The organism is Vreelandella sp. ssv, assembly GCF_059448525.1.
In genome coordinates, this window is record NZ_CM182545.1 from 1,185,991 (window position 1) to 1,206,579 (window position 20,589).

Consider the following 20,589-nt stretch of genomic DNA (forward strand, 5'->3'; position numbering starts at 1 on the left):
GAGGCTCTCCTCGCCGTTTCTGTTTGGGCGTTAGCCGTATTCTGGCTACCCTTATAAGGCGATAGATTATTTGAAATAAAATTGTCTCAAACGCGCAACAAGGAGGCGACCAATATGAAGACAGCACGCGTATATCGTATGAAGACGGCAGAGCACCTTTGCCCGTTTGGTATGAAAACGGTCGATTTGCTAAAACGTAAAGGGTATGAGGTTGATGATCATCCGCTAACCTCAAGGGATGAAATTGATGCGTTCAAGGCTCAGGAAGGTGTCGATACCACACCGCAAACCTATATCGACGAGAAACGTATTGGCGGTTATGAAGAGGTGCGTGATCATTTGGGGATGAGCGTCCCTAGCGCTAAGGAAGTTTCTTATCGGCCGGTGTTAGCGATTTTTATTACCGCTTTGCTCATTGGCTTGGCCGTTAGCTGGGTCGCCAACGGTACGTTAGTGTCGGCGCGCATGCCTGAATATGCGGTGGCGACGGCCATGGTGCTACTAGGTTTGCAGAAGCTGCAGGATGTGGAAAGCTTTAGCAATATGTTCCTTAATTACGATCTGCTGGCTCAGCGCTATGTCCCGTATAGCTATGTGTATCCTTATGCTGAAACGCTGGCGGGAGTCTTGATGTTGGCAGGCGCATTGATTTGGCTCGCGGCACCGCTGGCACTATTTATTGGTACGGTAGGTGCCGTATCGGTTTTTAAAGCCGTGTATGTGGATAAGCGTAAATTAAAATGTGCCTGTGTCGGCGGTAGCAGCAATGTCCCGTTGGGGTTTGTATCGCTGACCGAAAACATTGTAATGATACTGATGGGGCTATGGATGCCACTAAAAATGTGGCTGTGACTCCAAATCAATCATGATGAGTGCCGTTAGCTTGACCAGGGAAGGGAATAAATTCGAGCTCATCGCCTACGGGTAAGCGGAAACGACCATGTTCAAAATCACCCTGTATCCAAGCATCTTTTGCAGCGTCTAAACGCTCGCGGGATGAAGCAACAAAGTTCCAGGAAATATAGCGTGGGCCGTTAAGGGTTTCCCCGCCTAGTAGCATCAGGCGAGCGCCAGTGGGGCCTGCACTAACGGTGATGGCGTCGCCAGGCCTAAACACCATCATCTGGCCCGCCTCAAATATATCTCCAGCAATACGAATGCTTCCAGAGGTGATATAGAGACCCCGGTCTTCGTGATTGTCCGGTAGCGGTAGTTTGGCGCCAGGCTGGAGGACGGCATCAGCGTAAAACATTTCCGAAAAAGTTTGCACTGGCGCGCGCGCTCCCCAAGCATTGCCAAGTATGAGGCGTACCTCTTTGCCTTCGCCAGTCAGAAGGGGCAGGGCTTCTCGACTTTGGTGCTCAAAGGTGGCGGGTTTGTCCTCATACGCTTCAGGCAGTGCTACCCAAGTTTGTATACCAAATAGTGAGTGAGGCGATTGCTTACGGGTAGCGGGGCTGGTGCGTTCGGAGTGGGTGATCCCATTACCGGCGACCATCCAGTTGACCTCGCCAGGGTAGATCATCTGGTTGGTGCCAATGCTGTCGCGGTGTTGAAACTCTCCCTGATAGAGGTATGTGACGGTGGCTAAGCCAATATGCGGGTGAGGCCGCACGTCAATACCGCCTTCATCAATAAATTCCGCTGGGCCCATTTGGTCAAAAAAGATAAACGGGCCAACCATCTGGCGTTTAGGGGCGGGCAACGCCCGACGTACTTCAAAACCGCCGATGTCCCGGGCACGCGGGACAATCAGCGTTTCAATATTGCTCAAGCTTCCGGCGTCGGGGCACTTCGGTTCAATATCAGGCATCCAGCTCATGGTGGTTACCTCACATTAGCGGCTAGGATGTTTAATATCATGGTAGCCAGCTAACCCAGGCAGCGCCATTTGGCATTGGCTTTAGAAACAGCAGCAACGATTTTAGAAGTTGTAGTTGAGCAATACGCCGGTCACGGTTTGCGACTCGCTGCCCAAGTCGTCAACGACGGGGCTGACAGAAGCGTTGTCGGTCAAATAGCTAGTGCCGACAAAACCAGTCGCCGGCCATTGAGCGGCAGGCCACCAGTTTTTTGAGATCATGATCGCACTTTTGAAAGTAAATTAAAATTAAGTAAACGTGCATGATTGTATGTGCTGGCTTGGAAGTGTGGCAAGTAGCTTATTGGAATGTGGAAAAATCTTTTAAAAACAATTTATTTAGCATTACATATCACAGGTTAGATAAACACACGGCTATAAAGCGCACTGTGTGCGCACAGCGAAGGGAACTCGTGACAAGGAAGAACAAGCAAGGATTGCTTGTGTAGCTCAAGGAAGCATGAACAGGATGTTTGTGATGAAAGATCAGGGAAGACTTGATAAAAAAAACCGGCCAGGGATTGGCCGGTTTTTTTATCTCCGAAATAAATGACATAATAATTAAGCTTTTGTGAATTATTTATGATACCTATGCTACTTTCTCTAAGAAATAATGTTGATGTGTTTAAACAGCAACCTATTTCTTTTTACTAACAAACCGTTAAGTCTTTGGTTTGTCAATTAACAAGCATAGTTATAATAAAGTGAGCTTAATTCGTTAAGGGGTATTTCAACCGCTGTTTGGCAGTTTAGGCAGCGTACCGTGGAACTATCTTTTCCCGTACCCTCTAACCGGAAGCGGTTAAAAAACGGTGTTTTGGGTGACTCTGTGTTACCGCAATGACGACAGATGACATCCAGGCCGTTGACTTTATTGATAATTATAATGTCGCGCACGCTGACCTCCTACCATTAGGTTAGATGATGGTTCAGGCGTGGTAACGTCCGTGTAGAGCAGTATCGTTGCTGATACTTTTAAAAGTATAGCGGTGCTGGGTATATGTGCCATATGAAAAAGATAAAAACGTGTTTTAAATGGGCAGGCTTGGAATTGTGAAAAAAAGAAAAAATTTTTCCGTTTTAATAACATAGGTTAGATAAATGGACTGTTTTAAGGTTCATTGTGATCATACACCATATGGAAGTGGCAACAGGGAAGATTAAGCCAGGAAGGCTTACGCTCATGGATGCACAAATAGGATGTTTGTGAAGAGTAATCAAGGAAGGTTTGATAAAGCCCCAGCCAAGGAATGGCCGGGGCTTCTTTTTTATACGCTTGTTTTATTTTTTCACTTTTTTCTTGTTTTTCTTGCCGTGGTTACTTTCTCCACTCTGGATACTCGCAGTGCTTTGGTCACTTTCTGTATTCTCATCTTTACTGTCATCACCCTCTCTGTCCGGCTTATCGCTGCCTTGGTGAGTAAGCGGGCTTGCTTGGTCTAAGCGCGGGTGGTTATCCAGGAATTCACGCTGTAGGTCAGGTATGGCATCCAAGGCTTGCAGGGTATGCGTGAGGGCGTGAATGGCCGCCAGCACATCTTGCGTGTGGCCGGTTTCGGAGATGGTGTGCATGTTGCGGATGGGGAAGCCAATCGAGGTAGCGGCGCTATCGATAGACGCCAATACGCCTGCCATGCCATCGGTACCCGTATCCACGCCGACAATATCGCGCTGCAACGGAATGTCCTGCTCTTTAGCGGCGGTAGCGATAATCCGGTTGAGCTGTTCACTGGCAATAGAGCCCACCGCCATGGTGAAGCCTTTGCCCATTTCCAGCGGCTGCATGCGTTTGTCGCCAATACCGGGCGCAGCCACGTAGTCGTGGTTTACATCGACGCCTATCAAAGCATCCGGCTTCATTTCGCCTGCCATCACGCGGCTGCCGAAACGGCCAATCTCTTCGTAGCTGGCAATCGCAAACAGTACGCGCACGTTTTTGGTACCGCCTGCTTCTGCGATCAGGCGCGCCACTTCTGCGGCCACAAAGCAGCCTAGGCCGTTATCCAGGTAAGCGCCGTAGAACGTATTAGGGCTAAAGCCTGGGCGGATAGGGCGGTCGAAAATAATCGAATCGCCGGGGCGAACACCCAAGTTCAGCACCTGTTGCTTTTTATTTTCGCCGTGGATCTGTAAATCCAGGTAGATCTGCTCTTTTTTCAGCCCTTTACTGCCATCGCGCTGGGCAGGATCGGAGAAGTGAATCGCGCCCAGTGCTTCTACCGTGCCGCCTTCAATGCAGCGATAGCTGCCGGGGGCGTCGGGGTCTTCGCTAAACAGCTTCACTTCATGGCCGATCAGCACGGTAGGCAGAAAGGAGTCGGTGTTGATCCAGATCTTGCCGTCTTCACCAATCGAGCGCACCTGCATACGGATTTTGTCCGCATGGCCGATGATCATGACCTTGAACATATCGTCGCGGTCAGGGTGGGTGTCCAAGACAACGCCTGCGTTGCCTTTGAACTGGTGAAGGTGCCAGCTTTTGGGCGCGAAGCTCTTAAAATGCGGTTTGAGCACGCCATAGGTCATGGCGGCTTCCAGGCCTACTGGGCTGGGGGCGGCAAGAATATCGCGCATCAGTTGGAACTGCGCGTCGGGCATTGGTTGCGTCCAGGGTTTTGCACTATCGCTCATCGTTGTCGCTCACTCATTTAGGTGGATGTTCATCACCTCTAGTCTGCCAGATTCCCGCCCGGCGTGTAGAGAAAGCAGTAGCAAAAACGCTGATTTGTAGAACGCCTTTATTGGTGATGCCGAATTAGCTGTTGCAGCGCGCTAGAGGCAGCAGAAGGAGGATGATGGCGGCTTAAGATAATGCCCAGCTCACGTCGAATGGTTGGCTCCACCAGCGGGCGGTGTTCAATACCATCAGCGGCAATTTGACGAAAACTGAGCGAGGGCAGCACGCTAATGCCCAATCCCGCAGCCACCATGCGACCCACCGTGGCGATCTGGCGCGCATCGCACAAGATATCCAGCCGTTCGCCGACGCTCTGCATAATACGGTCAATATCCTGGCGCGAGCTGGAAAGACGATTGATACCGATAAACGGATAAGCCGCGAGCTGGCTCCAGGCCACGGTCGATTGCAACAATAGCGGGTGCCCACAGGGGCAAACGGCGACGTAGCTATCTTCGAGTACGGGCTCAAAGGTGAGGTCGTCAGCATCGCTGGGCGGCACCGAAAGCCCCAGGTCGGCGCGGCCTTCACGCACCATTTGATTGATCTGCTCGGCCAGCACATCGTGCAGGCTGAGGTTGATGCGTGGGTAAGCCTCATGAAAAAGCTTAATGACGCGCGGGAATAATCCTGCCGCCAGAGTGGGCAGGGCGGCCACCGTTACCTTTCCGCGCTGTTTTGAAAACTGGTCGTTGAGATCCTCAAAGGCTTCGTTCCAATCATTCAAAAGCCGCACGGCGACGGGCAGAAAAGCTTCGCCTTCCGGTGTTAGCGCGAGCTGGCGGGTGGTGCGGGCAAACAATGCACCACCCACGTTCTCTTCAAGTTTACGCAGGGCAATAGAGATCGCCGGTTGGGAAAGGTGCACCCGCTCACTGGCCTCTGCAAGGCTGCGCGAGTGGGCGACGGCAACAAAAACACGCAACTGCTGGATGCTTGGATTCATTTATAAAGTAAAACATAAATTAAAAACTATTCAATATACAAAATTAACCCGGCAGACCATGCTTACTTTATCGCATGCAAACAGCGTCGCGATCACTGTTTTAGATAAAAAACCGCTCTACAATAACAATAGCTCGCAAAGCGGGCTTCGGAGACACAATGAAAACGCTACTGACCGCCATGGTGGCAAGCGCCGCGATGCTTGCTGCTGCCACTTCCCATGCCGATGAGCGCCTGCTGATTGGTTCAACCTCCAGTTCCTCCAGCCACTACAGCTACTTTGTCGCGGTTAACCAAATCATTAATAACCAAGTCGAAGGGGTAAGCTCCTCTGTTGCGGAAACCGGTGCCACCGTGGATAACCTGCGCCGTTTAGGCCGCAACCAAATCGATATGGGCTTGGTCACCACCAATACGGGTTATCACGCCTACGCGGGTGAGGAAGATTTTGAAGGCCGCCCCGTCGATAGTCGTCTTCTATGGGTCTACACCGTGGCACCGCAGAATGCCGTGATGCGCCAGGATGCCGAGGTGGAAACGTTCGCTGACTTAAACGGTGTGCGCTTCAACCCAGGGATTACCGGGTCAGCCACTGAGAAAACCACCGAAGCGGTGATGCGTACACTCGGCATCGAACCTGACTACGTGCGCGGCTCAACGACGGATATGGTCGACGCCATGAAAGATGGCCGGGTGATGGGATCGGTTAAGTCGGGCGTCGGAGAGCGCCTGGATGGCTCCTCTATGGATATTGCCACTTTCACACCGATAAGCGTGCTGTCGCTAAACGACGAAGAAGCCGACACCTTACGCACTGAAATGCCCGACGTCGCCATTGTTGATGTGCCTGAAGGGGCTGCAGAGGGCATTCCTGCTTACACCACCTGGGCGTTCGGCGTCGCTGTGCATGCTCATCCAGACATGGATGACGAGACTGCCTATCAAATCGTCAAAGCCGTGATGGAAAACCCAGAGCCGCAGGTTAACGCCTTCGCTGCCATGCAGGATGCGGATATGGCGAAGATGACTCTGGAGGTTGGCACCGTGCCGCTTCATGCTGGCGCTGCGCGCTATTTCGAAGAGCAGGGGTATGACATCCCCGATGCCTTGCAGCCAGTTCAGTAAGGTACATCGGAGAAAATGATCATGCGCGAGACAGTCACCAAAGGCTTGGCGCTCCTGCTGGGTGGGCTAATCCTTTATACCTCCGCCACTGGGCCGTTCGAGAGCTTGATTCAGCGGAGTATCTTTCTCGCGCTGGTCATCCTGCTAGGGCTTGCCGTTTATCCGTTAGGCGCAGGCAAGCGCTGGCGCCCGCTGGGTATCGCTATTGATGCGGTGCTGGCAGTGGGTGTGGTATTTGCCTGTAGCTATGTGGCGCTTAACTACGAACAAATTCTGGTCGAGCTCCCCTGGGCAACTCCCCGCGATATGCTGCTGACCGGCGTTCTGCTGGTGGCCATTCTGGAGCTTTCGCGCCGCGCCATTGGCGTGATCTTTCCACTGTTGGTGTTAGTGGGATTAGCCTACGCGTGGTTTGGAGCCGCCATTCCAGGGCCGCTTGGTCACCGCGGCTTTGATCTTTACTACATGACCGAAACCATCTACCTCGGTGACTTAGGCGTGTGGGGCATGCTGGTGGGCGTCGCCGCCACCACCATCGCCGCTTTCGTACTGTTTGGCTGTTTGTTGCTACATACCGGGGGCGGCAATACCTTTATGGATCTGGCGCTGCGTATTAGCGGTCGTTCGCCGGGCGGCGCTGCCAAGGTGGCCACGGTGGCCTCCGGGCTGTTTGGCATGGTCAGCGGCAGCGCGGTGGCCAATGTGGCCACCACGGGCAACTTCACCATTCCCATGATGAAACGCTTGAACTACCCAAGCCCCTTCGCGGCTGGGGTGGAAGCGGTCGCCTCGACCGGCGGCCAAATTGCACCGCCGATCCTGGGCGCTGCGGCGTTTATCATGGCGGAAATTCTCGGGGAAAGTTACCTGCGCATTGCGCTCGCCGCTTTGCTACCGGCCATTCTGTTTTACCTGGGCGTATTCGTTACCATTCACTTGGTCGCCAAGCGCCGCCAACTCCAGGTCGTACCCGATGATGAGCTACCAAGCTGGTCAGACGTGATGCGGGCGGAACGTATTATTCCCATTCTGGCCGCATTAGGCGGGCTGTTTTACGGCGTGCTTAGCGGCCGTTCTATTCAAATGTCGGCGTTCTACGGCATCTTGATGACCGTGCTAACGTTCGTGCCTTTTGCGCTGATGGCCAAGATGCCGCTGCGCGAGATTGTCGGCAAGCTGGTAGCAGGCTTGGTTGATGCAGGCAAAGGCATGGTGATTATCGGCGTGCTGCTGGCCGGGGCGCAGATTCTGGTGGCGATGATCGGTATGACCGGCATCGGTGTGACCTTAGCCAGCTTGATAGTCACGGTGGGCGGGGAGTCGCTATTCCTGGTCGCCTTTATCGTCGGCGGTGTGTGTCTGATTTTAGGCATGGGGATACCAACCACGGCAGCGTATGTGCTGGTGGCGTCGGTACTGGCGCCAGCGCTCACAGCAATAGGCGTGGAGCCACTGATTGCCCATCTATTTGTTTTCTACTTCGCCACCTTGTCGGTGATTACACCGCCCGTCTGTATTGCGGTATTCGTGGCCTCAGGTATCGCCGATACCAACTGGCTGCCTGCGGCGGTTGAATCAGTGCGCTTGGCAGCGGCTATCTACGTTATTCCCTTCCTGCTGCTGATCTACCCGGCCCTGGCGGGGTTTGGTTCTGCTCTGGAGATCGTCTTGGCCAGCTGCCAAGGGGTCGTGTTTGTGATGGCGTTTGCCGCGCTGATGTCACGGGTAGCCATGACGGGTAAGCGTGTGATCGATGTCATTGCGCTGATGGCGGTGATTGGTCTGGCGCTGACGCCCGGTTGGTTGACCACGCTGGCAGCGCTAGCCCTCATCATTGGGCTGTTTATACGCCGCCGCTCGCTGCTAAGAGACGAGCTGGCGTCTGTCGCAGGCGACCACCACTCTCTTCAGGCCAAGGAGACACAGCTATGAGCTTTTTATTAGGCAGCGGGGCGGGCTTTTCCGGCGACCGTACCGATGCGGCCGTGGCGGTGGTGGCAGAGTTGATCAAGCGACAGCAACCCTCCGCTCTAGTATTTGAAACCCTAGGCGAGCGGACATTGGCAGCAGCCCACCGGGCGATGCGTGAAGATCCCGAAAGCGGGTTTGAACCGCTATTAGACGAACTGCTGGCGCCGGTGCTGCGCGACTGTTTTGATCACGGCATTAAAATTCTAGGCAACTTTGGTGCCGCCAACCCCGCTGGCGCGTGCCAGGTTATTGCGGCGCTGGCCACACAGCTTGGCCGCCCAGATCTCAGCATTGCCCAGGTGCACGGGGACGATATTCGTCAACAGCTACATAGCTTGGATTTACACCGCTGGGAGGCCGAGCGACTGGAGATGCCGGGCGATGATGCCTTGATTTCAGCCAATGTTTATCTGGGTGCCAAGGCGCTGGCCGAAGCGCTGGCGATGCAAGCCGATGTTGTGGTCACTGGCCGTGTTGCCGACCCGGCGCTGTTTTTAGCGCCGCTGATGCACCATTTCGATTGGCGTTGGGACGATTGGGATCGCCTGGCCTGCGGCATGATGGCAGGGCATTTGGCCGAGTGTGGCGCCCAAGTAAGCGGCGGCTATTTTGCTGACCCTGGGTTTAAAGACGTGCCGGGCCTTGCCACGGTGGGCTACCCGATTATCGAAGTAGAGCAGGATGGCAGTCTAATCATCACCAAACCTGCCAACACCGGTGGCTGCGTTACTGAGCAAACGGTAAAAGAACAGCTGCTTTACGAAGTGCACGACCCGGCCAATTATCTGACCCCGGATGTCACGGTGGATCTTTCCCACGCCGAGGTGCGCCAGCTCTCATCCAATCGCGTGGCGGTGACAGGCATTCGCGGCAAACCTGCCCCAGAGCGATTAAAAACCACCGTGTGCTACGAAGGTGGCTGGCAGGGTGAGGCGGAAATTTCCTATGCAGGGCCGAATGCCTTGGCAAGAGCCCAGCTTGCAGCGCAGGTACTGCGTGAACGTTTGGTATTTCGAGCCCCCGCTGAGCTGCGTACCCGTTTGGACATCATTGGCCTGGCCAGCGTGTTCGATAGCGATAGCGGCGAGCTTCAGCGTAGCGCTTCAGCTTCTAGCAGCGGCGATTATCGGCTGCGGCTGGCGGCCGAACACAGCGAACGGCGCTGGGTAGCCCGCGCCACCCAAGAGCTATTGGCGCTTTACTGCGCCGGGCCTGCGGGCGGCGGCGGCGTTCGCCGTCAGTTTCAACGGCGAGTATTTACGGCCTCATATCTGGTCAAGCGTAGCGACGTTCATGCCCATGCCACGCTGTTTGAATCATCCCCGCTCGGCGAACGTAGGAGTGAACGTTATGCTGCAAGCTGAACACACGCAAACGGCGGTGCATCCGCATTCCTCGGTTACCCTTCATCAACTCGCCCATGCCCGTGCCGGTGATAAGGGCGAGCGGCTGAATGTAGCGTTATTTGCCTATGACCCAAACCACTACACCACCTTGCTGGAGCAGATAACCGAGGAGCGGGTGCTGGCGCTGTTTGCTCACCGGGGTGCCAGCCGAGTGCGGCGCTATCCCTTGCCTAATTTGGCGGGCATGAACTTCGTAATCGATGACGTGCTTCAGGGCGGTGTTAACGGCGCGCTCAACCTGGATGGGCATGGCAAAACGCTGTCTTTTCTCCTGTTAAGCCTGGAGGTGAATCTCTAGCCAGGCTTTTTTAGCCACAGCCCCCGACCTAGGTGGTCATGACGCGCTGCTCAAAACACCTTACTATGCATAAAACTGTATGCGCGCTAATCAATGTAGCGTTCGGCTTTGTACGAAAACTGCCTGCGCTCGGCCATGCTGCGTTAAAAAACGGCTCAAAATGCTCATTTACACCTTGTAAACTCCGCTTTTTCGCCGTTTTTTGCCTTGCCTGACCTTCGCTCGCCGACTTTTCGTACAATGCCTAGCTAATATAATAAAATGGTGTTTAAGGAGCAGCCGGATGTCCGCAGCAACCCTAGGTTCACAGCGCTTTAAAGTGCTATTGGCGGGCGTTTTCAGCCAGATATTGTGTGTAGGTATCGCACGCTTTGCCTATACGCCGTTACTGCCAGTGATGCAGCAGCAGACCTGGATGGGCGACGCCGATGGCGGCTGGCTGGCAGCGCTTAACTACGCGGGCTATATGCTGGGCGCAGTGCTGGCGGCTTCCATCCGCAGTGTTTATATCAAAGACACGCTATTTCGCTGCGGCCTCATACTGGCGGTGCTTACCACGGCGGGCATGGCGCTCACCGAGCACTTCTGGGCATGGGCCGGGCTACGCTTTCTGGCCGGGCTTTCCAGCAGTGCTTCCATGCTATTAGCGTCAGGGCTGATTCTTCACTGGTTAATCCAACACCGCCAGCGTGGCGAGCTGGGCATTCACTTTGCTGGCGTGGGCTTAGGCATTATCGTCGCAGCGGTAGCGGTGGAAATGATGTTGCAGCTGTCGTTTAGCTGGCAGACCCAGTGGTGGGGTTTCAGCCTGTTGGGCGCCGCACTGCTGGTGCCCGCGTGGCGGTGGTTGCCTCGACCGGAAAGGCCGATTGAAGGCGCGCACGCGGCTAACAGCCAGCCTGCCATGCCGCCTACCCGCACCTTTATGCGCTGGATGCTCGCCGCTTACTTTTGTGCCGGTTACGGCTATGTGATCAGCGCTACTTTCTTGGTCGCCATCGTTGAGCGTGAGCCGCTGCTGACGGGAATGGGCAACTGGACCTTTGCCCTGGCCGGTTTAGCCGCTGCTCCTGCGGTGATGCTGTGGGATCTGGTCGCCCGCCGTGTCGGTTACCTGGGGGCGTTGATTATTGCGATGGCGATTCAGGTGGTGGGCATTGTGCTGCCGGCGATTACCGCGAATGCCGCCATTGTGCTGCTAAGCGCCGTGCTTTACGGCGGCACCTTCCTGGGCTGCGTTAGCCTGGTGCTGACCATGGCGGGCAGGCTCTATCCTTCCAGCCCCGCCCGGTTGATGGGGCAGATGACCCTGGCGTACGGTGCTGCCCAGATATGCGCCCCGGCGTTAACCGGTATGTTAGCGGAAACCTCAGGCCATTATGGCGTTGGACTGTGGTTGGCGGGTGGCTTTGTAACGCTTGGCGCCGTGCTGCTGGCCTGTTTACGCAAGGTGGATCAAACCGCCCAGCGGCTGGATACGGCCGCCAAGGCCGCCGTATACGCCTAGGCTCTGTTGGGCATTGCCCGTGAAATCCTATAGGATGAGCGCCTTTTTCTGACAGGGTAACTGGGCAAATGACCTCTTCTGGGCAAGCTCGCACCCAGTGGCTAGGCCGCTGGGGGTTTATGTTGGCAGCAACCGGTTCGGCGGTTGGGCTGGGCAATATCTGGAAATTCCCCTATATCACCGGGGAGTTCGGCGGCGGTGCCTTTGTACTGGTGTACCTGGCCTGTATTTTTGCCGTGGGTGTGCCGGTCATGATGACCGAGATCGCCTTTGGACGGCGTGGTCGTGGCAGCCCTATCGATGCCATTCGCCGTGTGGTCAATGAATCAGGCCGCTCGTCAGCGTGGTCGCTGATTGGCTGGATGGCCATGCTCTGCGGCTTTATGGTGCTGTCGTTTTACGTCGTCGTGGCGGGCTGGTCGTTCTCGTATCTATGGAAGATGCTGACCGGTGGCTTAGCAGGCAGCAGTGTTGATGATATGGCCGCCGTATTTGGCGCCAATAACGCCAATCCGCTGAATCTCGGTGCCTGGAGTACCGTGGTGACGCTGCTCACCATGCTGATTGTGGGCAAGGGCGTACAGAAGGGGATCGAAAAGAGCGTAAGCTGGATGATGCCTGGCTTGGTCATCATGCTGGTGATCCTGATTGGCTTTGGCATGTTTTCCGGTGGCTTTGGCGCAGCGGTGAACTTCCTGTTCTCGTTCAACGCGGGCAGCCTCTCTAGCGAGGGCATGCTGGCGGCGCTGGGCCACGCCTTCTTCACCCTCTCGCTGGCCTCCGGGGCGATCCTTACCTACGGCAGCTATTTACCTAAAGGTGCATCCATTGGCCGGACCACGGTCAGTGTGGCCGTGGCGGATACGGTCGTTGCGCTGATGGCGGGGCTGGCGATCTTTCCGGTCATTTTTGCCAACGGCATGGATCCCGGCGAAGGCCCTGGGCTTATTTTCATGAGTCTGCCGCTGGCCTTTCAGGCGATGCCGCTAGGCACACTGTTTGGCGTGCTTTTCTTTCTGATGCTCTCCATGGCGGCGCTAACCTCGGCTATTTCCATGGTAGAAGCCACGGTCTCCTGGCTGTGCGATAACAAAGGCATTTCGCGCTCGGCCGCCGCTTGGGGCACGGGCATTGTGCTGTGGCTGGTCAGCACCCTGGCGATGCTCTCATTTAACCTGGGCGCGGATTGGACACTGGCAGGCAAGACCTTTTTCGATTGGCTGGATTACCTGACCTCGCGCTGGATGATGCCACTGGGCGGCCTGGGTATGGTGCTGCTCGCAGGCTTTGTATTGAAGAGCGACACTTTCCGTGAGGAGCTCGGGCTTGCGCCGCTACCTTACGTGCTGTGGCTGACCATGGTGCGCTACGTTAGTCCGCTCGGCATTATGGTGATCTTCGTCGATGCCTTGGGCGTATACCAAGTCTCGTTTGCCGCACACTGGCCGTGGCTGCTAGCCATTCTGATGGTCATGGCCGCGCTTGGGGAGACCCTAAGCCCGCGGCTGCGTCATGCGCTAAAAACGGCGTAATCCCCTACGACATCTATCCTTTACGGCATCTGTCCCGATAGCAAACGCCGCTGCTGTGCTTTTATATCCTCATTGCCCAGCGGCGTTTGCCATATCGCAAACACCTCGGCTAAGAATTTTTTGCGCGAACCTCGATAGGTGCCGCTAAGCAGCGCCGCCTGGGTGAGCGTATTGAGCAGCGTTTGGCGTGACTCGCCCGTCAGTGGCGCATAGTCCTGTCGAGCGGCTGGCCAATCAACGTCAATCGCCTGGGGTTTTTCAGGCAGGCTATCCAGCAGGCGAGCCAACAGCAGCACCAAATTCGGGTGGGGGTGTTGATTGCGCATAATAAGCTCGCCCACTCCCTGGGCTACCAAGCGTCGAATGTGCTCGTCGCTGTCAGCCAGCGTTGCCATTAAGTGTTTCACCAGAGCAGGGCCACGCGCCTGTAAGTAGGCTTCTTGAATAATGCGCGCGGCAATCCAAGCGTTCCACACGGCGTATAGCGGCCCGGTTAATACGGGTAGAAAACCGCGTAGCGTTAGTCGGCCTAATAAGCGGCGCAGCAGCAGGCGCAGGAGAAAGCTGCTCAAGCTGATTTTTAAGCGGTAAAGCAGCGATCTGGCGGTTAGCTTCCAGCCATGCAGGTAGGCGTGCGGGTCCACGCCATATATAAGGCTACCGGGGCTAGGGTACTCCAAGGCTGCTCGGGAAATACCGTGAACGGTCAACTGAATATCGGGCTCCAGAGAGTCCGTTTGGCCATAACGTAGACCCGCTAAGCGCGTTATCGTCGCTACGCCGCGAAGCGCATTCCAGTATAAAAAGCCAATTTCCAGCGCGGTGATGGTGCCTGCGACGGCCAGGTAACCCGCCCAGTAGGGGAGCTGTTCCCGCAGACTCATGGCTTCCCAGTGGCCAGTGGCAAATTCGCGCATAAACCACTCGGCGCCACCAATCAGCGTGCCGGAAATCATGCCAGCGAGCGCTGCCCAGGCAATGATCCCGCGCCGTGCCCGCTTCAGGGCATTCGGGTCGGGGGCGTCCAGGGCTGGCTGGCGGCGTAAATAGCGATGTACATAGCGGCTAGCCCAGCGTTGCGCTAAGCCAGGGGCAGGAGCGTACTCTTTATCTGGCCGAGAGAGGGGCATGAGGACCGCGTTCCTTCGCATTGGGCCGTTTAGGGTAGCGGTTACGTCCGCGAAGTACACGCATCAATAGCGCCGGGGTGAGTGCCTGCCTTCATTAGTTCATCCCAACGCGTGGTATAGCGGTCTGAACGGTGGGCACAGCGTAACTGCCAGGCGGCGGGGGCGTTGGTCATGCCAAAGCTAATGGTGCCTTGTCCCATCTGTTGGTTGATCTGATCAACCGTTGCCATCAAAAACGGGTGGTGATCCCGCGTAGGCGGATGCAGTAGCGAAAGCTGGTGTTGCTCGGCGTCCACCAAATCAAGCAGCATCACGCCTGCCTTCATGAACTTGAAACGAGGGCGGTGAATTTGCTCAAGCCCCTGGCGTACGGCATCAAGGATCACCCTGGTATCGTCGCTGGGCGAGGGCAGGGGAATCAGCGCTTGCGGGAAGTATTGCTTCTGGTCGCGGCGGTGGCGGTTGGTATTGAGAAATACCATGACCGCTCGGGCAAGGCTCTGCTGTTCGCGCAGTTTTTCTGCGCTACGCTGAGCATGGCGACGCAGCGCATTATGCACTTCGGCAAAGACACCAGTGGGCTGGCCGAACGAGCGTGATGTCATGATGCGCTGTCGCGGCTGATCCAGCGCGTTCATCTCCATGCAGGGCGTGCCGCGCAGTTCAAGCGCGGTACGTGCTAACACTACCGAGAAGCGCTTACGCAGCAGCTTTTCATCGCTTTCTCGCAAGTCCCAGGCAGTCGTCACGCCGCCGATGGCTAAGCGCTCGGCAAGCCGATGGCCGACCCCCCAAACGCTGCCCACCGGCGTGCGTTTTAGCAGCGCCTCCGTGGTGTGGTCCTGCCCATTAAGCAAGCAAACGCCCTGGTAGTGAGGGTCTTGCTTGGCAAGGTGGTTGGCCAGTTTGGCAAGCGTATGGGTGGGGGCAAGCCCCACGCACACAGGCAATCCTAAATGTCGGCGAATACGCTGGCGTAGCTTCCGCCCCAATGCCTCACACTGGTCATGGGTGAAGCCTTCTAAATAGACGAACATTTCATCAATGGAGTAGGGGGCAATCTCTGGGCAGGCATCGCGCAGCAGTTGAGCCAGTCGCGCCGACATATCGCCATAAAGCTCATAGTTCGACGACAGCAGATGGATCTCGCCGCGCTGGCGCAGCCCCTCTAACTTGAAAGATGGCGTGCCCATGGGAATATCGAGTGCTTTAAGCTCGGCGGAGCGGGCGATGATACAACCGTCGTTGTTGGACATCACCCCAACGGGCCTACCTTCAAGCCTGGGCTGAAAAACTCGCTCGCAACTGACATAAAAGTTGTTTGCATCCACCAGACCAATCATCGTCCCCACCTGTTTAACGTAAATACTCGTGCACCACCGCGCGCACCACGCCCCAGAGCTGGCAGTCGGTGCCTTCAAGCGGTAGCGGCGGGTAGGCGGGGTGAGTGGAACAAAGGTGAGGTGACCCTTGATAAAGCGAGTAGCGTTTAATCAGCACTTCGCCCTCCAGCATGGCCACCAGCATATGCCCTAAGCGGGGCTTGATACCGCGATCAACGATCAGTAAGTCGCCGTCGAAAATCCCCCACCCTTCCATGCTGTCGCCCGTTGCGGTGACATAAAACGTCTGGGTAGGATTTTTAACCAACCGTGTATTGAGGTCTAGCGTGCGCGGCTCGTAATCCTGCGCAGGCGAAGGAAAGCCGCTAAAGCCAGCGCGGCCCAAAAAAGTTAAATAAGGCAGCGGCTGGGAGCTTAACGGCAAAGCGGGAGTGAAGTGAGATGGCTGGCCCGGCATCGTCGGCATCCTGACTCGTAAAATATTGTATGAATATACAGTATTTGGCTCAGGAAAAGAAAATGCAAATTGGCGGGTGTGTTAAGTACTGCTACGGCATAAAGATGAATGCTGCTCATCAACAACCTGACGCGGATGCGATGAAAGTCGCGTCAGGCTGCGTTATGATAGCGGCCTCGCTTCTTCCATGATGACCCTTTCTCGTTACGAGGTTCCTGCCGATGTTCAGCCGCGATATGACAATTGCCGGATTCGATGATGTGCTGTTTGATGCCATGCAGAAAGAAGTGGCGCGCCAGGAAGCCCACATCGAACTGATTGCTTCCGAAAACTACGCCAGCCCTCGCGTACTTGAAGCCCAGGGCAGCCAACTGACCAATAAATACGCTGAAGGCTACCCCGGTAAGCGTTACTACGGCGGCTGTGAATTCGTCGATATCGCTGAAAATCTGGCTATTGATTATGCCAAAGAGCTGTTTGGCGCTACCTACGTCAACGTTCAGCCGCACTCTGGCTCGCAGGCCAACAGCGCCGTTTTCCAGGCACTAGTTAAGCCAGGCGACACCATTCTGGGCATGAGCCTAGACGCTGGCGGCCACCTGACTCACGGCGCCAAGCCGAGCTTTTCGGGCAAGCACTACAACGCCATTCAGTACGGCTTGAATGATCAAGAGCTGATCGATTACGACCAAGTGGCTCAGCTTGCCCGTGAGCACAAGCCTAAAATGATCATCGCCGGTTTCTCAGCCTATTCTCAAATTGTGGATTGGGCTAAGTTCCGCGAGATCGCCGACGAAGTGGGTGCTTACTTACTGGTTGATATGGCCCACGTCTCGGGCTTGGTAGCTGCAGGTGTTTACCCCAGCCCGCTGCCCCATGCCCACGTGGTGACCTCTACCACCCACAAAACTCTACGTGGTCCACGTAGCGGTGTGATTCTTTCTGCTGAAAACGACGCAGATATCGAGAAGAAACTCCAGTCGGCAGTGTTCCCCGGTGGCCAGGGCGGCCCGTTGATGCACGTGATCGCAGCTAAAGCGGTGTGCTTCAAAGAAGCGATGGCGCCCGAGTTCAAAACCTACCAGCAGCAAGTAGTCAAGAACGCTAAGGCAATGGCCAAAGTGTTTATCGACCGCGGTTACGACATCGTCTCTGGCGGCACTGAAGATCACCTCTTCCTGCTTTCACTGATCAAGCAGGGAGTAACCGGTAAAGACGCAGATGCGGCGCTTGGCCGTGCCCACATCACCGTCAACAAGAACGCCGTACCTAACGACCCGCAAAGCCCGTTCGTTACTTCAGGCCTGCGTATCGGTACCCCGGCGGTGACCACGCGTGGCTTCGGTGAAGAAGAGTGTACCCAGCTCGCTGGCTGGATCTGCGACATTCTGGATGTGTTGGCCAAAGGCGAAGACACCAGCGCCATCGAAGCGCAGGTGCTGGATAAAGTGGCTGAGGTTTGTGCACGGCTGCCTGTTTATAAGTAACTTTAACGCTCGTTAAGTGTGATAAGAAGCCCTGCTATTAGCAGGGCTTCTGGGTAATTAGTGCTTGGTCTCTATATCGACGTATAGGGGAAAAATGATAGAAAATTACTAGTATCACCAGCCCCCCTGGCCCTCTAATAAACTACGTGTATTGTTGTTTAACGGCAGGCGAAAATCGGCGCTTCCGAGTACCATGGCATCACCTGCTCTCACTACACGCGCACTGACATAGACAAAATCCTGCCCTTGAGCATAGGTGCCCATAAGAATGGAGCGGGCGTTGTGCTGGGCGCTTAGGCGCTGTACTTGCCGTGAAAGAATCAACTCTCCCACGCTCTCTTCAATAAACATGCTGTCGCGCATTTTGACTTCACGTACTTCCATGCCCTGGCGCGAGAGCGCTGATGCCATGATTTCAGAGCTAATCCGGCCAAGCGTCGACGATTGACTCAAATTGTCGATGCTCACAAACGTGGCGGCAATCATGGGGCTGTAACGCGTCAGCTCTGGATTGCTGGCGATCATTTGTTCGGCCGCGGCGTGGACCAACTCAGAAAGGTCAGGTTCGGGTTCTGGACGTGTGTTGTTACCATTACCCATCGTGTTGCAGCCAGCCAGCAACAGTAGGGCCAAGCTAATCAGCGCAGCACGGCTGATAGCGTTAACGCGCCGTGCAGTAAACAGTGTAATCAGCATGACATTACCACGTATCAGTAAGGGGAACGGAGGGGGTGGTAGGCGCCTGAGGCACGCGATGAGGGGCGTATTGGCGACGATCACCCGCATTGATGTAGTAAATGTTGGATGATGAGTAGAGAATTCGTTCGCCATCGATTATTTGCGTCGTCACAATAATCTCTTCATTGCTCGTGTTGGTCCAGCTGCCGCTGGTGGTATCGGCAATAATACCCGCAGGGATTAGCCCTAACGCAGGCTCGCTCCACTGATTAAACGGTATGGTAGCCACGGCGATTCCCGCGGTGAGCGCCGTGAAGGCCCCCACCGGCGGACGTATAAAGCCGCGATCCCGGTGCTCAACCACTTCGACATCAATCGTGACATTGGCGCTGTTGGCAGTAGGCACCGTGGTGAGATTGGCGCCGCGTGACACTAGTTCGCTGGTAAGCAGGGTGCGAAAGCCACGCTCAAATTCGCCGCCGCTGTATGCGCGGAGTTCACCGTGCTCGGCTGGACTGATGTGTAAGTCGCGATTGCGAACGCGCTCGCGTTGCAAAATGCTGATAGCTTCATGGCGGGCAAGCACATCCCAGTGGTGAGCTGCCTGCATACGTTGCTGCTCAGTATAGGGATAGGTGGTGGCAATGGGCGCTTGTGATGTATTGGCATAGAAGCAGCCGCTGAGCATTAGCGTTGCCAGCCCCCAGCCAACAGGACGTATGAAATAGGGTAAACGACATAATGTGGGACGGGTGCGCACCTGCGGGTTCCTTTTTCGCTACAAACGGCTTTTGGTAGACTGTTCGCCATACTTAGTTTGGCATGCCTAAATTGACATGCCTAATTCTACATACCTAGTTCGAAATATCTGGTTAGATTTAAATAGCTTCATCGGCCAAGAGGTTCAAAACTTGAATGAGCGATACTACTAATGCTTGAAGATCACCGCAGCGGTCCGCGCCATGATTCGCTCATGTCGGCCTATCATGAAAGCGATAGCAACAGCGGTTGGATGATTAGCTATCTGGATATCATGACCTTGCTGGTGGCTCTTTTCGTGATCATTATCGCCGCGGCAGGGTCGACCAATCCAAAATGGTTGACAGGCGATACCGCTAGCGAGGATATCCATTTTCCGTCGCCTGCGCTGGAAATCCCCTTGCCCGAGGCGTTATTACAAGCAATGCCTGACCGTGCTGGTATAGCCGCTTGGAGTGGTACAGGACTAAGCCCAATGGCAGTGAGCGCGTCGTTGGGTGTGGCGGGTTTGCCCGATTTGTCTCGGTTACCTCGTCGGGTGAGCCTTGGTGTACCACCGCTCTTGGCTGCCCCGGTTCCACCGGCCGCTGAGCCGGTTACTGTTCTACCCAAGCTGCTGATGCCTGCGGGCAGCGATGATTTTTCATCTCCTTTGGCGGATTACATGGTGGTGTTAACCGATCACCCGCCGGTAAATGTCCAGGTAGTCAGCGATGAATCTGTCTCGGGGGCGCTTGCCCTGGATCAAGCGCTTTCACAACGTGTGGATGAGTCACCGTATCTGCCCGACCTTGAAGGGGTTGAAGTCTCGCGAGTGGCAGAGGGTATTAGCCTGCAGGTGCAGGATCAGCTGTTGTTTCCTTCGGCGACAGCCGAGTTAACGGATACTGGTTCGTCATTAGTGGGCAGTTTGCTGGAAACTATTCAACGCTATGATGGTGAAGTATGGGTTGAAGGCCATTCGGATAGCCAGACGATTAGCACAGAGGAGTTCTCTTCTAACTGGGCGCTCTCAAGTGCACGTGCCATCGCCATCGTTGAAGCGCTGGAAGCGTCGGGCGTCGATGCCGAGCGCCTGCGCGCCGTGGGCTTGGCGGCTACCAGACCATTAGAAGACAACGCCACGGCAGAGGGCCGTGCGCGTAACCGTCGGGTTGAGGTCGTTATTCATGTGGAGTAGCTGACTTCCGAAAGCATGGCTATTTTGATGATAGCGACCATAAAAAAGCCCGCCGGGGTAGGCGGGCATTAAAGGTCTTGGCTCACTGCAGCCCACTGGCATCAGGTGAGGGGTGTACAGGATCACCAGTGAGTACAATATTAGTATAGCTATTTTCCCGGCATTGCCAAGTGCTGTGTTAGTTTTTCTTGTTTGTCGACGCAAACGTGCCCTGATGTGTTCAATGCTCTTTT

Annotated in this window: 18 protein-coding genes; 9 read left to right on the top strand and 9 right to left on the bottom strand. The window is 55.3% G+C overall.

The window, feature by feature from the left end; all coding sequences use genetic code 11:
- Window positions 1–114 precede the first annotated feature (114 nt).
- The gene (locus AC5TBW_RS05525; protein WP_495511098.1) at window positions 115–852 is read left to right on the top strand and encodes a MauE/DoxX family redox-associated membrane protein; all 738 of its coding nucleotides are present in this window, start codon (window positions 115–117) and stop codon (window positions 850–852) included.
- Between the two features lie 7 nt (window positions 853–859).
- Here the strand turns inward: AC5TBW_RS05525 and AC5TBW_RS05530 are convergent, their stop codons facing one another.
- From AC5TBW_RS05530 to AC5TBW_RS05545, 4 genes are all read right to left on the bottom strand, one after another.
- The gene (locus AC5TBW_RS05530; protein ID WP_495511099.1) at window positions 860–1,822 is read right to left on the bottom strand and encodes a pirin family protein; all 963 of its coding nucleotides are present in this window, start codon (window positions 1,820–1,822) and stop codon (window positions 860–862) included.
- Between the two features lie 102 nt (window positions 1,823–1,924).
- Window positions 1,925–2,083, bottom strand: a complete 159-nt coding sequence (locus tag AC5TBW_RS05535; protein ID WP_495511100.1) for a hypothetical protein — start codon at window positions 2,081–2,083, stop codon at window positions 1,925–1,927.
- A gap of 1,059 nt (window positions 2,084–3,142) precedes the next feature.
- Window positions 3,143–4,492, bottom strand: coding sequence for a M20/M25/M40 family metallo-hydrolase (locus tag AC5TBW_RS05540; RefSeq protein WP_495511101.1), 1,350 nt, complete (start codon window positions 4,490–4,492; stop codon window positions 3,143–3,145).
- A gap of 107 nt (window positions 4,493–4,599) precedes the next feature.
- On the bottom strand, window positions 4,600–5,484 hold the full coding sequence (locus AC5TBW_RS05545) for a LysR family transcriptional regulator (RefSeq protein ID WP_495511102.1): 885 nt from the start codon (window positions 5,482–5,484) through the stop codon (window positions 4,600–4,602).
- A 158-nt stretch (window positions 5,485–5,642) separates the two neighbouring features.
- On the opposite strand from AC5TBW_RS05545, the gene AC5TBW_RS05550 reads away from it, so the two are divergent.
- The 6 genes from AC5TBW_RS05550 to AC5TBW_RS05575 all read left to right on the top strand — a co-directional run bounded on the left by AC5TBW_RS05550 (window position 5,643) and on the right by AC5TBW_RS05575 (window position 13,322).
- Complete coding sequence (locus tag AC5TBW_RS05550; protein WP_280106221.1) at window positions 5,643–6,608, top strand: TAXI family TRAP transporter solute-binding subunit; 966 nt, start codon at window positions 5,643–5,645, stop codon at window positions 6,606–6,608.
- A gap of 21 nt (window positions 6,609–6,629) precedes the next feature.
- Window positions 6,630–8,540: a TRAP transporter permease gene (locus tag AC5TBW_RS05555; RefSeq protein WP_495511103.1), complete on the top strand. Its 1,911-nt coding sequence runs from the start codon at window positions 6,630–6,632 to the stop codon at window positions 8,538–8,540.
- Window positions 8,537–9,943 (top strand): acyclic terpene utilization AtuA family protein, encoded by a 1,407-nt coding sequence (locus tag AC5TBW_RS05560; protein ID WP_495511104.1) that lies wholly within the window; start codon window positions 8,537–8,539, stop codon window positions 9,941–9,943. The genes AC5TBW_RS05555 and AC5TBW_RS05560 overlap by 4 nt, the downstream gene beginning before the upstream one ends.
- Window positions 9,930–10,283, top strand: a complete 354-nt coding sequence (locus tag AC5TBW_RS05565) for an AtuA-related protein (RefSeq protein ID WP_495511105.1) — start codon at window positions 9,930–9,932, stop codon at window positions 10,281–10,283. The genes AC5TBW_RS05560 and AC5TBW_RS05565 overlap by 14 nt, the downstream gene beginning before the upstream one ends.
- A gap of 283 nt (window positions 10,284–10,566) precedes the next feature.
- Window positions 10,567–11,790: a YbfB/YjiJ family MFS transporter gene (locus AC5TBW_RS05570; RefSeq protein WP_495511106.1), complete on the top strand. Its 1,224-nt coding sequence runs from the start codon at window positions 10,567–10,569 to the stop codon at window positions 11,788–11,790.
- Between the two features lie 68 nt (window positions 11,791–11,858).
- Window positions 11,859–13,322, top strand: a complete 1,464-nt coding sequence (locus AC5TBW_RS05575) for a sodium-dependent transporter (protein ID WP_495511107.1) — start codon at window positions 11,859–11,861, stop codon at window positions 13,320–13,322.
- A gap of 20 nt (window positions 13,323–13,342) precedes the next feature.
- Here the strand turns inward: AC5TBW_RS05575 and AC5TBW_RS05580 are convergent, their stop codons facing one another.
- Genes AC5TBW_RS05580 through AC5TBW_RS05590 form a run of 3 tightly spaced genes read right to left on the bottom strand, consistent with a single transcriptional unit; the run spans window position 13,343 to window position 16,252 of the window.
- A complete protein-coding gene (locus tag AC5TBW_RS05580) occupies window positions 13,343–14,452 on the bottom strand; it encodes an LBF_2804 family protein (RefSeq protein ID WP_495511108.1) in 1,110 nt (369 codons plus the stop codon).
- Window positions 14,453–14,493: 41 nt separating this feature from the next.
- A complete protein-coding gene (locus tag AC5TBW_RS05585; RefSeq protein WP_495511109.1) occupies window positions 14,494–15,795 on the bottom strand; it encodes a Y-family DNA polymerase in 1,302 nt (433 codons plus the stop codon).
- Between the two features lie 13 nt (window positions 15,796–15,808).
- The gene (locus AC5TBW_RS05590; RefSeq protein ID WP_495511917.1) at window positions 15,809–16,252 is read right to left on the bottom strand and encodes a LexA family protein; all 444 of its coding nucleotides are present in this window, start codon (window positions 16,250–16,252) and stop codon (window positions 15,809–15,811) included.
- 221 nt (window positions 16,253–16,473) lie between these two features.
- Here AC5TBW_RS05590 and glyA point away from each other — a divergent pair, with 221 nt between their 5' ends.
- Window positions 16,474–17,739: a serine hydroxymethyltransferase gene (gene glyA, locus AC5TBW_RS05595; protein ID WP_495511110.1), complete on the top strand. Its 1,266-nt coding sequence runs from the start codon at window positions 16,474–16,476 to the stop codon at window positions 17,737–17,739.
- A gap of 114 nt (window positions 17,740–17,853) precedes the next feature.
- Here the strand turns inward: glyA and AC5TBW_RS05600 are convergent, their stop codons facing one another.
- Both AC5TBW_RS05600 and AC5TBW_RS05605 read right to left on the bottom strand, forming a co-directional pair.
- Complete coding sequence (locus AC5TBW_RS05600) at window positions 17,854–18,435, bottom strand: FlgO family outer membrane protein (RefSeq protein WP_495511111.1); 582 nt, start codon at window positions 18,433–18,435, stop codon at window positions 17,854–17,856.
- A gap of 4 nt (window positions 18,436–18,439) precedes the next feature.
- Window positions 18,440–19,105 carry a hypothetical protein gene (locus tag AC5TBW_RS05605; protein ID WP_495511918.1) on the bottom strand — a complete coding sequence of 222 codons (666 nt, stop codon included), beginning with the start codon at window positions 19,103–19,105 and terminating at the stop codon, window positions 18,440–18,442.
- A 243-nt stretch (window positions 19,106–19,348) separates the two neighbouring features.
- Here AC5TBW_RS05605 and AC5TBW_RS05610 point away from each other — a divergent pair, with 243 nt between their 5' ends.
- Window positions 19,349–20,356: an OmpA family protein gene (locus AC5TBW_RS05610; RefSeq protein ID WP_495511112.1), complete on the top strand. Its 1,008-nt coding sequence runs from the start codon at window positions 19,349–19,351 to the stop codon at window positions 20,354–20,356.
- Window positions 20,357–20,589 lie beyond the last annotated feature (233 nt).

What these genes read in the sequence shown, in the direction of transcription:
- AC5TBW_RS05540 (WP_495511101.1), bottom strand. Translation starts at nt 4,492, where the DNA reads ATGAGCGATAGTGCAAAACCCTGGACGCAACCAATGCCCGACGCGCAG.
- AC5TBW_RS05585 (WP_495511109.1), bottom strand. Translation starts at nt 15,795, where the DNA reads ATGATTGGTCTGGTGGATGCAAACAACTTTTATGTCAGTTGCGAGCGA.
- AC5TBW_RS05610 (WP_495511112.1), top strand. Translation starts at nt 19,349, where the DNA reads ATGCTTGAAGATCACCGCAGCGGTCCGCGCCATGATTCGCTCATGTCG.
- AC5TBW_RS05580 (WP_495511108.1), bottom strand. Translation starts at nt 14,452, where the DNA reads ATGCCCCTCTCTCGGCCAGATAAAGAGTACGCTCCTGCCCCTGGCTTA.
- AC5TBW_RS05605 (WP_495511918.1), bottom strand. Translation starts at nt 19,105, where the DNA reads ATGCTCAGCGGCTGCTTCTATGCCAATACATCACAAGCGCCCATTGCC.
- AC5TBW_RS05575 (WP_495511107.1), top strand. Translation starts at nt 11,859, where the DNA reads ATGACCTCTTCTGGGCAAGCTCGCACCCAGTGGCTAGGCCGCTGGGGG.
- AC5TBW_RS05525 (WP_495511098.1), top strand. Translation starts at nt 115, where the DNA reads ATGAAGACAGCACGCGTATATCGTATGAAGACGGCAGAGCACCTTTGC.
- AC5TBW_RS05600 (WP_495511111.1), bottom strand. Translation starts at nt 18,435, where the DNA reads ATGCTGATTACACTGTTTACTGCACGGCGCGTTAACGCTATCAGCCGT.
- AC5TBW_RS05560 (WP_495511104.1), top strand. Translation starts at nt 8,537, where the DNA reads ATGAGCTTTTTATTAGGCAGCGGGGCGGGCTTTTCCGGCGACCGTACC.
- AC5TBW_RS05555 (WP_495511103.1), top strand. Translation starts at nt 6,630, where the DNA reads ATGCGCGAGACAGTCACCAAAGGCTTGGCGCTCCTGCTGGGTGGGCTA.
- AC5TBW_RS05570 (WP_495511106.1), top strand. Translation starts at nt 10,567, where the DNA reads ATGTCCGCAGCAACCCTAGGTTCACAGCGCTTTAAAGTGCTATTGGCG.
- AC5TBW_RS05550 (WP_280106221.1), top strand. Translation starts at nt 5,643, where the DNA reads ATGAAAACGCTACTGACCGCCATGGTGGCAAGCGCCGCGATGCTTGCT.
- glyA (WP_495511110.1), top strand. Translation starts at nt 16,474, where the DNA reads ATGTTCAGCCGCGATATGACAATTGCCGGATTCGATGATGTGCTGTTT.
- AC5TBW_RS05590 (WP_495511917.1), bottom strand. Translation starts at nt 16,252, where the DNA reads ATGCCGGGCCAGCCATCTCACTTCACTCCCGCTTTGCCGTTAAGCTCC.
- AC5TBW_RS05565 (WP_495511105.1), top strand. Translation starts at nt 9,930, where the DNA reads ATGCTGCAAGCTGAACACACGCAAACGGCGGTGCATCCGCATTCCTCG.
- AC5TBW_RS05535 (WP_495511100.1), bottom strand. Translation starts at nt 2,083, where the DNA reads ATGATCTCAAAAAACTGGTGGCCTGCCGCTCAATGGCCGGCGACTGGT.
- AC5TBW_RS05545 (WP_495511102.1), bottom strand. Translation starts at nt 5,484, where the DNA reads ATGAATCCAAGCATCCAGCAGTTGCGTGTTTTTGTTGCCGTCGCCCAC.
- AC5TBW_RS05530 (WP_495511099.1), bottom strand. Translation starts at nt 1,822, where the DNA reads ATGAGCTGGATGCCTGATATTGAACCGAAGTGCCCCGACGCCGGAAGC.